We start from the raw sequence: 13,431 nt of genomic DNA, 5'->3' as shown, positions 1-13,431 counted from the left end.
GTGACCACCGCACCCCGCCTCGCCCTGACCCTCACCACGGCCGCCCTGCTCGTCGCAGCGAACCTGTGCGCCGCAACCCTCGCCGGAGCCGACGACACGGGTCCCAGCGAACCCCCCGGCACCGAGCCCTCCGCCACCGCCCCCGTGAAGGTCGACCGCACCGACCCGGACCTCAAGCTCCCCGAGGGCGCCACCCTCGCCGACCCCAAGGTCCTGGACATCAAGTCGGTGGTCGAGGACCAGAGCGGGGACGAGCGCCGCGAGGACACCAACGCCGACGTCACCTTCGCCCTCCAGGCCGAAGTCCTCTTCAGCAGGGACAGCGCCAGGCTCGGCGACGAGGCCAGGGCCCGCATCGAGACGATCGCCGAAGAGATCAAGAAGCAGAACGCCACCCGGATCCGCGTCTTCGGCTTCACCGACAACCTCGGCTCCTCCGCCCACGGCGACGTCCTGTCCCGGCAGCGCGCCAACGCCGTGCAGACCGTGCTGGACCAGGACCTGAACGACCCGGGAGTCATCTTCGAGGTACGCGGCTACGGGGAGCAGTACCCGATCGCCGACAACTCCACGGAGGAGGGCCGGAAGAAGAACCGACGGGTGGAGGTCTCCTTCCCGCGCACGGGCCAGTGACCGGAACGGACCCCGGCGGTCCCGGCTCCTCCGCCGCGCGGACCCCCCACTCGAACCTGACCCCCGACGGGCGCCGTCAGCCCCGGCCGCCGGGCCGCCGGCCCCCCGGATCCCGGCCGGCACCCCCGGCGCCGTCACCGGCCTCGACGGTCACCCGCACGCCCGCCTCCACCCCCCACCCCGCCATGGCCCCCGCCTCCGCCTCCAGCACGTGCCGGGAACGGAGCCGGGGCAGGCCGAGGCGACCCGGCTTCATGGTGCGTACGGCGATGACGGTGAGCCGGCGATCGAGGTAGGCCACGTCGATGGGGATGCTCATGCGGAACGTGTGCACGCCGCTGGCCGGGGAGAGCAGCATCGCCCCGTCGACGGAGTCGCGCCCCAACAGGCCCTTCGCGCGGGCCCGGTAGGACGCCGCGATCTCCAGGGGCACGACCGCCCCCGTCCCCCCGTCACCACGCCCGACGACCAGCCGCCCCCACCCGTCCCGCCAACGCCCCATCCCCAGCCTCCTGCGCTGCCCCGACCCACCCGGCACTGAGGTCCGGTTCTCCTCAAGCGGTCCGCTCCGTCCCATTGTCGCGCCTGCCCGGCGGGTCCCAGGGCGCCTGACGGAGTGCGCCAGGAGGCGACGCGCGCTTTCGCGAACGGCACGGGCCCGGGCAGGTCCGCGGCGAGGGGCCGACCGCGGTGACGCACTCGCGTTCCACCGTCCGGCAGGTCGATCACGGACGAGCACACCCCGACCAGCCGGCCGCCGCCCCCGGCCGCACCAGGCCCCGTGTGCCGCCCCCGGTTCCCACTCCGGCGGTTCCGGGGAGTGGTCCGGGGTGCCTGCTCGACGGGGTTCGGGGCGCTCCGGGTGCCCCGGGGACCCAGGTGCGGGCGTCGGCCGGGTGTCAGGCCGAGGGGGTGGCCGGGCGGTGGTCGCCCGTCGCGCCGTCGATCGTTGCGGGGACCCCGTGGCCGAAGGGGCCGCCGCCCGCGACCCCGTCCGCGAGCGTGCCGCCCCACCGGCGACGGGGCGGAAGCGGTCCCGTCGGCGAGGGCCCGCGCCTCCCGGCCGAAGGGGTCGACGCCCCTACCGGAGTCCGGTTCACCCGGGATCCACCACCGGTTTCCCCATCGTTACCGGCGATGGTTCCCGTCCGCCCCGCGGGTCACGTAAGTGCAGACCAAGGTAATTCGCGTGAGCAAAGCTGCGCGGGCGGCACCCCGCGGTGGAGGGGGCTGCGCGGTGCCGTGGCGCCGGCGGGCGCCGGGGGTTCGCGCCGCCGGGTGCGTCAAGCCGCCGTTCACCGGCGGGGTAGCCCATCGGGGGGACATTGACGCGAGTCGCCGATCGATCGTCAGGACGGCCCAAACGCTTTCGATCTCTCCGTATGCGGCTCGAATTCCTTGGATTCCACTGCGAACCGGCCGCGTGACGCCCTTGAATCCAACGTCCCGCGGCCACCGGGGCGTCACCGGACGACTCCGCAGAGTAGTTGTGGCACGCCGGTGCACGCACCATCCCTCACGAAGGGTTATGGTGGAAACCCCCCCTCGGGCCGGTCCGTCTCCCCCCACGGACCGGCCCGTTTTCCGTGGGCGCCCCGGCCCGGGGCCCGGCGGCGAATGACTGCGGGAACCGGGCGGCGAAGGACCGGCGTCCCCGTACCCGAGGCGGAGGTCCCGCGTCCGTACGCGGCGCTCCGCCCGCGTGGGTCCTGCCCGCGCCGGGGCCCCGACCCGCCCCTGCGCACCCCCTGCCCGCCCCGCCCCCGCGGCGCGGGTAGGCTCGGGCCCCGCGGCCACCATCCCCACGTCCGACCCCCGGAGGGCCACGTGAACCTGCGCGACAAGTTGCGCGGCCTGCTCGTCAGGCTCTACGCGCGCCGGGTGGAGGGCCACCTGGACCACGCTCAGGTGCCCAAGCACATCGGCGTCATCATGGACGGCAACCGACGCTGGGCGAAGGCCGCCGGCTCCAGTACGGTCCACGGGCACCGCGCCGGCGCCGAGAAGATCGAGGAGTTCCTCGGCTGGTGCGCCGAGACGGACGTCGAGGTCGTCACCCTGTGGCTGCTGTCCACGGACAACTTCGACCGGCCCCAGGACGAGCTGGGGCCGCTGCTGGGCATCATCGAGGACGTCGTGCGCACCCTCGCCGCCGACGGCCGCTGGCGCGTCCACCACGTCGGCACGCCCGATCTGCTGCCCGCCCGGATGCAGACGGCGCTGAAGGAGGCCGAGGAGACCACCGCCCACGTCGACGGGATAGTGGTCAACGTGGCCATCGGCTACGGCGGCCGCCAGGAGATCGCCGACGCCGTGCGCTCCATGCTCCTCGACGCCCAGCAGAAGGGCGTGCCGATGGCGGACCTCGCCGAGTCCGTCGACACCGACATGATCGGCCGGCACCTCTACACCGGCGACCAGCCCGACCCCGACCTGGTCATCCGCACCAGCGGCGAGCAGCGGCTGTCCGGATTCATGCTCTGGCAGACCGCCCATTCGGAGTACTACTTCTGCGAGGTCTTCTGGCCCGCCTTCCGCAAGGTCGACTTCCTGCGCGCCCTGCGCGACTACGCCGCACGTCACCGCCGTTACGGCGGCTGAGACCCCGCTCGCGCCCCCGGTGCCCCGCCGGCCGGGGCGGACGCAACGAGGAGTTCACCGGCGTGCCGCTGGCCGTAATTGCATGGCGGCGCGTCTTCCAGGGCATAACTCAGGCAGGCCGACGCCCGAACCACGGGTGTCGGATCTCAGCGGGCGGCACGGGGCCGTCCGCCCGGGAGGCCCTTTGCACCAGCCCGACCGTGCGGACGGCGCACGGAAGCAGCCGCGCAGGGCCGGTCCGCGGCCCGTCGCGCACAGCGGCCGCCGACCGGCCGCCCTGCTCCCGCTCTCCCGGCCCGGCTTCCGCCTCGTCGCTCCCCGACCTCATCCGAGGGGGTACGTCCTTCCGTGGTGACCAGCACAAAGCGCCACAAGCCCGACCGGCGCACCTACGTTCTCGACACCAGCGTCCTGCTGGCCGACCCGAACGCCCTGACCCGCTTCGACGAGCACGAGGTCGTGCTCCCCATCGTGGTGGTCACGGAACTGGAGGCCAAGCGGCACCATCCGGAGCTCGGTTACTTCGCCCGCCAGGCCCTGCGCCTGCTGGACGACTACCGGGTGAAGCACGGTCGCCTCGACGCCCCCATCCCGATCGGGGAACTGGGCGGGACCATCCGTGTCGAGCTCAACCACTCGGACCCCAGCGTGCTGCCCACCGGCTACCGCCTGGGGGACAACGACTCCCGCATCCTCGCGGTGGCCCGCAACCTGCAGGCCGAGGGGTACGACGTCACCGTCGTCTCGAAGGACCTGCCGCTCAGGATCAAGGCGTCGTCCGTGGGCCTCCTCGCCGAGGAGTACCGGGCCGAACTGGCCATCACGGACGCCTCCGGCTGGACCGGCATGTCGGAACTGACCCTGCCGGGCGAACAGGTGGACATCCTCTTCGAGCAGGGGCACGTGTACGTCCCGGAGGCCTCCGACCTGCCCGTGCACACCGGCCTGACCATCCAGTCCGAGCGCGGCAAGGCCCTCGGCCGGGTCACCGCCGAGGGCAACGTCCGCCTGGTGCGCGGCGACCGGGAGGCGTTCGGCATCAAGGGCCGCAGCGCCGAGCAGCGCATCGCGCTCGACCTGCTGCTCGACCCGGACATCGGGATCGTCTCCATGGGCGGCCGGGCCGGCACCGGCAAGTCGGCGCTGGCACTGTGCGCGGGCCTGGAAGCGGTCCTGGAGCGCCGCCAGCACCAGAAGGTGATGGTCTTCCGTCCGCTGTACGCGGTCGGCGGGCAGGAACTGGGCTACCTGCCGGGCACCGAGGCGGAGAAGATGAGCCCGTGGGCGCAGGCCGTCTTCGACACGCTGTCCGCGGTCACCAGCCGCGAGGTCATCGAGGAGGTCACCGCGCGCGGCATGCTGGAGGTGCTCCCGCTCACCCACATCCGCGGCCGCTCCCTGCACGACGCGTTCGTGATCGTGGACGAGGCGCAGTCGCTGGAACGCAACGTCCTGCTGACCGTCCTGTCCCGGATCGGCGCCGATTCGCGGGTCGTGCTGACCCATGACGTGGCGCAGCGGGACAACCTGCGGGTCGGCCGCTACGACGGCGTGGTCGCCGTGGTGGAGAAGCTGAAGGGGCATCCGCTCTTCGCGCACGTCACGCTGAACCGGTCCGAGAGATCCCAGATCGCGGCCCTTGTGACCGAAATGCTCGAAGAAGGTCACATCTGAGCAGTCCTGGAGGGCGCCGTCCGGCAAAGGCGAAAAAGCCTAGCCGGGCGGCGCCTTCGCGTGGAGTGGTTTCCCGGAACCGGTGGGGCCGAACGCGGTGTGAGCTTTCACACGCAACTCCGAATTGCCACCCGGCGTCGGGTTACGGCAGAGTCTCATTCCTGTCAGGCCCCGCATACGGCACACCTGTACCCCCAGTAGTACGGCACCACAAGCCTCAACTCCATAGAGCCGCCGTATGCCGCCCGAGCATCATGTGGCGCTCCCTGCCGGGGAGTTGCCCACCGGGCCCGCGCCTCCCGTGACCCCGCAGTTGGGAGGCCAGTGCCAGGGGCACGATCGCGTCCGCCAGGGTCACCGAAGCGGGCGATGCTGGAAGGAAACCGTGTGAGCCGGATTTCGGTCCGGGGATTCGCAGTGGCCTCGGCCACCGCGGTCACCGCCGTCGGAAGCGTCGTCGGCGTTGCCTCGGGCAGCACCGCGCAGACCAACGACGCCGCCGAGGCGACGGCAGCCGACACCACGCTCCTCGCGGACATACCCGCGGGTCAGCAGGCGCAGGTGCAGACCGCGTCCCTGACGCAGCAGGCCGACGCGCAGGCCATCGCCGCGGACGCGAGCGCCAAGAAGGACGCCGAGGAAGCGGCCCGCAAGGCCGCCGCCGAGATCGCGGTCGCCAAGAAGGCCGCCGCCGAGAAGGCGGCGAAGGAGGCGGCCAAGGAGCGCGCCGAGGCGAAGGCCGCGGCCAGCCGCGACGCCGCCCGCGACTCCTCCAGCTTCCCCGTCCAGGGCAGTTACTCCGTCGCGCAGATCCAGGCGATGGCGCGTCAGATGGTGGCGGGCGGGCAGTTCCAGTGCTTCAGCAACATCGTGGACCACGAGTCCAGCTGGAACTACCGGGCGGTCAACGCCTCCTCCGGCGCCTACGGTCTCTTCCAGGCCCTGCCCGGTTCCAAGATGGCGTCCGCCGGCGCCGACTGGCAGACCAATCCGGCCACCCAGATCAAGTGGGGCCTCAACTACATGAACGGCCGGTACGGCAGCCCGTGCGAGGCCTGGTCGTTCTGGCAGGCCAACCACTGGTACTAGGCCGTTCCACCCCGCGCAGCCCCTCCCCGTCCTAGGGTGAGGGGCTTTCGCCCTGTACGGTCGGAGCACGAACGACTCCAGGGGGAGTGGCGTGCACCCGGTCAGGCGGGGGAAGAGGACGGATCATGTCACGAGTGCCAGGGTGGCTCGGCCGGATCGGCGCCGGACTCACCCAGATGAGTGAGCGGCTGGACGAACGCCGCGCGGAGGTGGAGCAGGAGCGCACCACGTCCGCGGCGTCCGCGGCCGGCCTGCTCCCCGGCCCCGCGGCGCCCGCCGCGCCGCCGGCCGTCCCGCCCGGTCCCCGTCCCGATCCCGCGCAGGCCGTGCCGTGGGGCGTGCGCGTCGCGGCCGAGGCCGGCTGGCGGCTGCTGGTCCTGGCCGGCACGGTGTGGGTGCTGATGCGGGTCATCAGCGCCGTGCAACTGGTGGTCTTCGCCTTCGTCATCGCGCTGCTGGTCACCGCGCTGCTCCAGCCGACGGTTGCCCGGCTCACCCGGCACGGCGTGCCGCGCGGCCCGGCCACCGCCCTCACCGCGATCCTGGGCTTCGTCGTGATCGGCCTGATGGGCTGGTTCGTGACCTGGCAGGTCATGGAGAACATCGACACGCTCTCCAGCCAGATCCAGAGCGGCATCGACGACCTGCGCAACTGGCTGCTGAAGAGCCCCTTCCACGTCACCGACAAGCAGATCAACCAGGTCGCGAAGAACCTGCGCGAGGCCATCGGCGCCAACACTGACCAGATAACGTCCGCGGGTCTGGAGGGCGTCCAGGTCGTCGTCGAGGCCATGACCGGCATCCTGCTGGTGTTCTTCTCGACGCTGTTCCTGCTCTACGACGGCGCGCGCATCTGGCAGTGGTTCCTGAAGCTGGTGCCCGCCGCCGCCCGCCCGGGCGTGGCCGGCGCCGGCCCGCGCGCCTGGCGCACCCTGACGGCCTACGTCCGCGGCACGGTCCTGGTCGCCCTGATCGACGCGACCTTCATCGGCCTCGGCATCTACTTCCTGGACGTGCCGATGGCCGTCCCGCTGGCCGTGTTCATCTTCCTGTTCTCCTTCATCCCCCTGGTCGGCGCGGTCGCCTCCGGCGCCCTGGCCGTCGTGGTCGCGCTGGTGACCCAGGGCGTCTTTGCGGCCGTCATGACCCTCCTGGTGGTGCTGGCGGTGCAGCAGATCGAGGGCCACGTCCTGCAGCCGTTCATCCTGGGCCGCGCGGTGCGCGTCCACCCGCTGGCCGTGGTCCTCACGGTGGCGGCGGGCGGCATGGTGGCGGGCATCGGCGGCGCGGTGGTGGCCGTCCCGCTGGTGGCGGTGACGAACACGGTGGTGGGGTACCTGCGGACGTACTCCGAGGGGCAGCCGTCCCCGCCCGCGCAGCAGCAGCCCCCGGCCGCCCCGGAGGCGCCCGGCGTGGAGGACCCCGGGGCCGGGGCGGAAGCCGCGGACGGGGAGCCCGGGGAGGTCCCGGAGAACACGGCGGGCCTCGCCCACCAGGAGTGAGCGAGGCCCCGGCCGGGCGGTCCCGACGGACTACTCGGCCAGCACGGCCTCGGCGTCCAGGGTGACGCCGACCGCCTGCACCACGGAAGCGATCTTGAACGCCTCCTGGATCACGTCGCGCTCGATGCCGGCCTTGCGCAGCACCTGCTCGTGCGAGTCCAGGCACATCCCGCAGCCGTTGATCGCCGAGACGGCGAACGACCAGAGCTCGAAGTCGACCTTGTCCACGCCCGGGTTGCCGATGACGTTCATCCGCAGACCGGCGCGCAGGGTGCCGTACTCGTGGTCGGACAGCAGGTGCCGGGTGCGGTAGAAGACGTTGTTCATCGCCATCACCGCGGCGGCGGCCTTCGCGGCCGAGTAGGCCTCGGGCGAGAGGTTCGCCTTCGCCTCCGGCTCCAGCTCACGCAGCACGATCGGGGAGCGGGAGGCGATGGCGGTCGCCAGCACCGTGCCCCACAGCTGCTGCGCCGGCAGCTCGGAGTTGCCGATGACCGAACCCAGGTTGAGCTTCAGGTCCTTGGCGTAGTCCGGGACGCGGGACTTCAGGGAGTCGAGCGACATGCGTCACTCACCGGCCAGCAGCGCGACCGGGTCGAGTGTCTCGTCGCCCTTGCTCCAGTTGCAGGGGCACAGCTCGTCCGTCTGCAGCGCGTCCAGGACCCGCAGGACCTCCTTGGGGTTACGGCCGACGGAGCCGGCGGTCACCATGGAGAACTGGATCTCGTTGTTCTGGTCCACGATGAAGACGGCGCGCTTGGCGAAGCCCTCCTCGTCCTCGATGCCCAGCTCGCGCATCAGCTCGTGCTTGGAGTCGGCCATCATCGGGAACGGCAGGTCGCGCAGGTCGTCGTGGTCCTTGCGCCAGGCGTGGTGGACGAACTCGGAGTCGCCGGAGAAGCCGAGGACCTGGGCGTCCCGGTCGGCGAACTCGTCGTTCAGCTTGCCGAAGGCGGCGATCTCGGTCGGGCACACGAAGGTGAAGTCCTTGGGCCAGGCGAAGATCACCTTCCACTTGCCCTCGTAGGACTTGTGGTCGATCTTCTCGAACTCCCTGCCCTTCTCCAGCGAGACGCAGGCGGTCAGTTCGAACTCGGGGAACTTGTCACCAACAGTGAGCACACGCTCTCCTTGCAACGAAGAAACACCCCTTTTGGGGATGCTTCCCACGGGTCGGACAAAGTTGATGTTGGCACAGGGTGCATTGATCCGGGAAATAGCTACACTCGGTCGTGTTGATCGGAGGTGGCTATCAGTGACCGTCAGTAACGGCAGGCGCAGGCAGCCCAGCCTCGCACAGCTGCGGGCCTTCTCCGCCGTGGCCGAGCACCTGCACTTCCGCGACGCGGCGGCGGCCATAGGGATGAGCCAGCCCGCCCTGTCGGGCGCGGTCTCGTCCCTGGAGGAGACCCTCGGCGTGACCCTCCTCGAGCGTACGACGCGCAAGGTGCTGCTCTCGCCCGCCGGTGAGCGTCTCGCGGTGCGGGCCAGGGCGGTGCTGGACGAGGTCGGGGCACTGCTGGAGGAGGCCGAGGCGGTCCGGGCGCCCTTCACCGGCGCGCTGCGCCTGGGGGTCATCCCCACCGTCGCGCCGTACCTGCTGCCCACCGTGCTGCGGCTGGTCCACGAGCGGTATCCGCAGCTCGACCTGCAGGTGCACGAGGAGCAGACCGCCAGCCTCATCGACGGCCTCACCTCCGGCCGCCTGGACCTGCTGCTGCTCGCCGTCCCGCTCGGTGTCCCGGGGGTCACCGAACTGCCGCTGTTCGACGAGGACTTCGTGCTGGTCACCCCGCTCGGCCACCGGCTCGGCGGACGCGAGGGCATCGCGCGCGAGGCGCTGCGGGAGCTCAACCTGCTGCTCCTGGACGAGGGGCACTGCCTGCGCGACCAGGCCCTGGACATCTGCCGGGAGGCGGGGCGCAAGGACGCCCCGGTCACCACCACGGCCGCCGGACTGTCCACGCTGGTCCAGCTCGTCGCCGGCGGCCTGGGCTGCACCCTGCTCCCGCGCACCGCCCTGGAACTGGAGACGGCCCGCGGCGGCCGGCTGCTGACCGGTTCCTTCGCCGAACCGGCCCCGAGCCGCCGTGTCGCCCTCGCCATGCGCGCGGGCGCGGCCCGCGGCGCGGAGTACGAGGCGCTGGCGGCCGCCCTGCGCGAGGCCATGCGCCCCCTGCCGGTCCGGGTCCTGGACGGACGCGCCTGACGCGCGAAAGCCCGCCCGCGGCCGGGGGAGGCTCCTGGAGAGGAGCCGCAAAGCCGCGAGGGGCCCCTCCGCGGAAGCCGTGGGGGCCCCTGGCGCGGAGCCGGTCGCCTACTCGGTGCGCAGCCCGTCCGGCCGCATCAGCCGCCACAGCGGCGGCAGGCTCAGCAGGGTGACCGCGAGGACCACGCCCGCGCCGACGGCGGTCATCGCCAGCACGCCCCGCCAGTCCACGGCCACCGTCGTGCCCGTCATCTTCATCAGCACCACGCCCAGCACCAGCCCCACGGCCGCCGCGAGCAGCAGGCCGAGCACGACCGGGACCGCCGTCTGCCACAGCACCGACAGGCCCAGGGTGCGGCGCCGGGTGCCGAAGGCGACCAGCGACGACAGCAGCTTCCGGCGCTCGCGCAACTGCTCCAGCTGGGAGACCAGCAGGCTCGCGCCGATCAGCGCCAGGACGCAGGTGGCCCCGACGAACAGCCCGGTCCGCAGGGAGGTGAACTCGTAGGACTCCTCCGTGGACGCCCACACCGACACGTCCGCCAGCGGGTCGATCCGCGCCGAGGTGTTGCGGACGTACTCGCGCGCGTCCGGGACCGCCTCGTCCAGCGACAGGTACACCGTCCCGCTGATCACCGGCGCCACCCGGCCGGGCACGGCGGCCGGTGTCATCAGGAACCCGCCGATCTCGTCCCCCGTGGGGGAGGTGGCCGTGCGGGCCGGCTTCAGGCCGCCGGGCACGGTCCAGGTGACCTCCGGGCCGCGGTGGAAGCCGTAGTCGCTGTCGAAGTGGAGCGTGCGGCCCGTCCGGGCGAGCGCCGCGGTGTTCCGGTCGGTTTCCGGGTCGGTCCCCCGCACCACGAAGACGTCCCCGTCGCGGCAGGAGGACAGGCGGGCCACCTCGCGCAGGGAGGCGCAGTCGCCGACCGTCACGGACGCCGAGGAGGAGGGCCCCTGTTCACTGTGCCAGCTGCGGTCGCCGACCTTGGCGCCGGACAGCGCGACGGCCTTCCGCACGCCCCGGGTGGCGGAGAGCCGTGCGGCGGCCGGCGCGGGGGCGGTCCCCCGGGGCAGGGAGACCTGCATCTGGGCCCGGGTGACGTCGTTGCCGGTCTCCTTGGTGTAGTCGCTCTGGACGCCCGCGAACACCATCTGCAGCGCGATCGCCCCGGCCACCGCGACCGCGATGCCGTTCACCATGCGGGCCGCCGAGCCACTGCTCAACTGCAGCCGTCGCACGGCCAGTTGCCAGGCGACCGGGCCCGGACCGAGCCGGGCGACCACCGCTTCGACGATCCACGGCAGCAGCGCGGTCACACCGACGAGCAGCAGCAGGACGCCGCCGGTCACCAGGTACTGGTTGAAGTCGCCGTTCGACCGGCCCTGGCCGATCATCGGCGCGAGCATCGCCAGTCCGCCGAGCGGCAGCAGCAGCCGCCACCACAGCCGGCGCCGCGCGGATCCGGCCGTACGGACCACGCCCAGCGGTTCGATGACCACCCCGCGCAGCGCGAACAGGGTGACCACCACCGCCGCCGCCGGGACGGCCACGGCGACCAGCGAGGCCAGCCCGGGCGTCGGGTCGAGGTAGCTGGGGAACACGCTGATGCCGAGGACCTCGGCGGAACCGGCGAGCCGGCGGCCGGACAGGAAGAAGACCGTGCCCAAGCCCAGCCCGGCCAGCGCGCCCGCGAGCGCCTCGCCCGCCGCGATGCGCCGGGTCATCCGGCTGTCGGAGCCGACCAGCCGCAGGGCGGCCAGCCTGCGGTCGCGCCGCTCGCCGCCGAACCGCACGGCCGCGGCGACGAACACGGCGACCGGCATGAGCAGCACCACGAACATCACCAGCACGAGCAGGAGGAGGACCGGGTCCAGCCGGTCGGCCGGCGCCGGGTCCGGCCGGCCGAACTCCTTGATGCGGGCCGTCTGCCAGCCGTTGATGCGCGGCGCCAGGTCCTTCGCGCCGGCGTAGTAGGCGAGTTCGCGCGAGCCGATCAGCCCGGCCTCACCGATCGTCCCGGTCACCCGGTAGGGCAGCCGCGCGCGCAGCAGTTCGCCGTCGCCGGAGCCGAGCAGCTCCTCCAGCGCGGGGGAGACGACCATCTCGCCCGGCGCCGGGTACCGCGACAGGCCCGGGGCCAGGGGCGCTCGCGGCCCCTCGGGCTCCACCAGCCGGCCGCGGACGTCCTTGCCGTGGTACGTCGTGTCGGCTTGCGCGATCACCAGGGTGTCGGCGGCCTTCGGCAGCGGTTCCCGGGCGTAGGTGTAGTCCAGGCGGGCCTCGTCGCGCTGGTGGCGTACCGCCAGCGCGTTCGGCAGCGCGGTCGTCAGCAGCAGCAGCGCGACGCCGAGTCCGACGCCGACCGCCGTCAGCAGGACCCGCACCCAGCCCTCGCGCCCGCCGGTGAAGGCGAACCTGGCGCCCATGCCCAGGTCCCGGGCCCATTGACGGGCACTCATACGATGCGCTCCATGTCCCGGGACCTGCCGTCGCGCACGACGACCTCGCGGTCCGAGTAGGCGGCCACCCGGGCCTCGTGCGTCACCAGCACGACGGCCGCGTTGGTGGAGCGGGCCGCGTCGGTGAGGAGTTCCATCACGCGCTCGCCGTTGAGGGAGTCCAGCGCGCCGGTCGGCTCGTCGGCGAACAGCACCCGGGGGCCGGTCACCAGCGCCCGCGCCACCGCCACCCGCTGTCCCTGGCCGCCGGAGACCTCGCCGGGCCGCTTGCCCCCCAGGCCGTCGACCTCCAGCCGCTCCATCCAGGTGAGCGCGGCCCGCTCGGCCTCCTTGCGGGAGGTGCCGTTCAGCCGCAGCGGCAGCGCGACGTTCTCCACGCACGTCAGTTCCGGCACGAGCTGCCCGAACTGGAAGACGAACCCGAACTCGCTCCTGCGCAGGGCGCTGCGCCCGGCATCGCCCATGGTGGCCAGTTCCCGGCCCGCGTAGGTGATCGAGCCCGAGTCGGGCGGGACGATGCCGGCCAGGCAGTGCAGCAGCGTCGACTTGCCGGACCCGGAGGGGCCCATCACGGCGACGACCTCACCGGGGTGGATGGAGAAGGCGGCGCCGTCGAGCGCGAGCGTGGGACCGTAGGCCTTGCACAGGTTCTCGGCGGCGAGCAGGGAGCCGGGGGGCGGGGTCATGCGGACACCGCCTCACGGAGCCTGTCGAGCCGCGCGGCCGTCAGTTCCAACCAGCGCAGGTCGGCCTCCAGGTGGAACAGGGCGTGGTCGCAGATCAACTGGTCGGCGAGGTCGCCCTTGCGCTTGCGGTCGGTCAGGATCCGCATGCTGCGCAGGTGCTCGGCCCGCTGGGTGTCGAGGACGTCGGCCGCGTCGCGGTGGGTGAGCAGGGCGAGGACGACCTTGGTGTAGAGGGTCGACCGGAGGTACTCCGCCGGCTTCTCGGGGGTGGCGAGCCAGCGCTCGACGTCGGTGACGCCGGCGTCGGTGATGGCGTACCGCTTGCGCTCGGGGCCGCCGTCGGCCTCGATCCCGTCGACCTCCACCAGCCCGTTCCTCAGCAGCCGGGACATCGTCGAATAGACCTGGCCGTAGTGCAGCGGCCGGTCGTGACCGAACTTCTCGTCAAAGGCCCGCTTCAGGTCGTAACCGTGTCGGGGGCCGGACTCCAGGAGTCCCAGGAGGGTGTGACCGATGGACATGCCCCGCACTCTACACACGGTGTATACGCCGGGTGTATACACGGAGTGCGGAGAGC

Annotated in this window: 12 protein-coding genes; 6 read left to right on the top strand and 6 right to left on the bottom strand. The window is 72.5% G+C overall.

Features of this window, described 5'->3' with window-relative positions:
• Window positions 1–633 carry an OmpA family protein gene (locus tag QQY24_RS11230; RefSeq protein WP_301972533.1) on the top strand — a complete coding sequence of 211 codons (633 nt, stop codon included), beginning with the start codon at window positions 1–3 and terminating at the stop codon, window positions 631–633.
• Between the two features lie 76 nt (window positions 634–709).
• Here the strand turns inward: QQY24_RS11230 and QQY24_RS11225 are convergent, their stop codons facing one another.
• A complete protein-coding gene (locus QQY24_RS11225; RefSeq protein ID WP_301972532.1) occupies window positions 710–1,135 on the bottom strand; it encodes a DUF192 domain-containing protein in 426 nt (141 codons plus the stop codon).
• A gap of 1,325 nt (window positions 1,136–2,460) precedes the next feature.
• On the opposite strand from QQY24_RS11225, the gene QQY24_RS11220 reads away from it, so the two are divergent.
• From QQY24_RS11220 to QQY24_RS11205, 4 genes are all read left to right on the top strand, one after another.
• Window positions 2,461–3,234, top strand: coding sequence for an isoprenyl transferase (locus QQY24_RS11220; RefSeq protein WP_301972531.1), 774 nt, complete (start codon window positions 2,461–2,463; stop codon window positions 3,232–3,234).
• A gap of 348 nt (window positions 3,235–3,582) precedes the next feature.
• Window positions 3,583–4,908, top strand: a complete 1,326-nt coding sequence (locus QQY24_RS11215) for a PhoH family protein (protein WP_301972530.1) — start codon at window positions 3,583–3,585, stop codon at window positions 4,906–4,908.
• 369 nt (window positions 4,909–5,277) lie between these two features.
• Window positions 5,278–5,997, top strand: a complete 720-nt coding sequence (locus tag QQY24_RS11210) for a transglycosylase SLT domain-containing protein (protein ID WP_301972529.1) — start codon at window positions 5,278–5,280, stop codon at window positions 5,995–5,997.
• Between the two features lie 125 nt (window positions 5,998–6,122).
• Entirely contained in the window at window positions 6,123–7,499 is a 1,377-nt protein-coding gene (locus QQY24_RS11205; protein WP_301972528.1) for an AI-2E family transporter, read from the top strand.
• Window positions 7,500–7,529: 30 nt separating this feature from the next.
• Here the strand turns inward: QQY24_RS11205 and QQY24_RS11200 are convergent, their stop codons facing one another.
• Together QQY24_RS11200 and QQY24_RS11195 are read right to left on the bottom strand one after the other, a co-directional pair.
• Entirely contained in the window at window positions 7,530–8,063 is a 534-nt protein-coding gene (locus tag QQY24_RS11200) for an alkyl hydroperoxide reductase (protein WP_301972527.1), read from the bottom strand.
• A 3-nt stretch (window positions 8,064–8,066) separates the two neighbouring features.
• The gene (locus QQY24_RS11195) at window positions 8,067–8,621 is read right to left on the bottom strand and encodes a peroxiredoxin (protein ID WP_301972526.1); all 555 of its coding nucleotides are present in this window, start codon (window positions 8,619–8,621) and stop codon (window positions 8,067–8,069) included.
• A 133-nt stretch (window positions 8,622–8,754) separates the two neighbouring features.
• On the opposite strand from QQY24_RS11195, the gene QQY24_RS11190 reads away from it, so the two are divergent.
• Window positions 8,755–9,708 carry a LysR substrate-binding domain-containing protein gene (locus tag QQY24_RS11190; RefSeq protein ID WP_301972525.1) on the top strand — a complete coding sequence of 318 codons (954 nt, stop codon included), beginning with the start codon at window positions 8,755–8,757 and terminating at the stop codon, window positions 9,706–9,708.
• A 108-nt stretch (window positions 9,709–9,816) separates the two neighbouring features.
• Here the strand turns inward: QQY24_RS11190 and QQY24_RS11185 are convergent, their stop codons facing one another.
• Genes QQY24_RS11185 through QQY24_RS11175 form a run of 3 tightly spaced genes read right to left on the bottom strand, consistent with a single transcriptional unit; the run spans window position 9,817 to window position 13,375 of the window.
• Complete coding sequence (locus tag QQY24_RS11185; RefSeq protein WP_301972524.1) at window positions 9,817–12,168, bottom strand: ABC transporter permease; 2,352 nt, start codon at window positions 12,166–12,168, stop codon at window positions 9,817–9,819.
• Entirely contained in the window at window positions 12,165–12,854 is a 690-nt protein-coding gene (locus QQY24_RS11180; RefSeq protein WP_301972523.1) for an ABC transporter ATP-binding protein, read from the bottom strand. Before QQY24_RS11180 ends, QQY24_RS11185 begins: the two co-directional genes overlap by 4 nt.
• A complete protein-coding gene (locus tag QQY24_RS11175; protein WP_301972522.1) occupies window positions 12,851–13,375 on the bottom strand; it encodes a PadR family transcriptional regulator in 525 nt (174 codons plus the stop codon). Before QQY24_RS11175 ends, QQY24_RS11180 begins: the two co-directional genes overlap by 4 nt.
• Window positions 13,376–13,431 lie beyond the last annotated feature (56 nt).

Source organism: Streptomyces sp. TG1A-8, assembly GCF_030499535.1.
Lineage (GTDB): Bacteria > Actinomycetota > Actinomycetes > Streptomycetales > Streptomycetaceae > Streptomyces.
This window is presented reverse-complemented; position numbering and strand designations above follow the sequence as displayed.

Excerpts from the sequence above, each read along its gene's own strand:
- QQY24_RS11225 (WP_301972532.1), bottom strand. The coding sequence starts at position 1,135 with ATGGGGCGTTGGCGGGACGGGTGGGGGCGGCTGGTCGTCGGGCGTGGT.
- QQY24_RS11205 (WP_301972528.1), top strand. The coding sequence starts at position 6,123 with ATGTCACGAGTGCCAGGGTGGCTCGGCCGGATCGGCGCCGGACTCACC.
- QQY24_RS11180 (WP_301972523.1), bottom strand. The coding sequence starts at position 12,854 with ATGACCCCGCCCCCCGGCTCCCTGCTCGCCGCCGAGAACCTGTGCAAG.
- QQY24_RS11175 (WP_301972522.1), bottom strand. The coding sequence starts at position 13,375 with ATGTCCATCGGTCACACCCTCCTGGGACTCCTGGAGTCCGGCCCCCGA.
- QQY24_RS11210 (WP_301972529.1), top strand. The coding sequence starts at position 5,278 with ATGCTGGAAGGAAACCGTGTGAGCCGGATTTCGGTCCGGGGATTCGCA.
- QQY24_RS11185 (WP_301972524.1), bottom strand. The coding sequence starts at position 12,168 with ATGAGTGCCCGTCAATGGGCCCGGGACCTGGGCATGGGCGCCAGGTTC.
- QQY24_RS11200 (WP_301972527.1), bottom strand. The coding sequence starts at position 8,063 with ATGTCGCTCGACTCCCTGAAGTCCCGCGTCCCGGACTACGCCAAGGAC.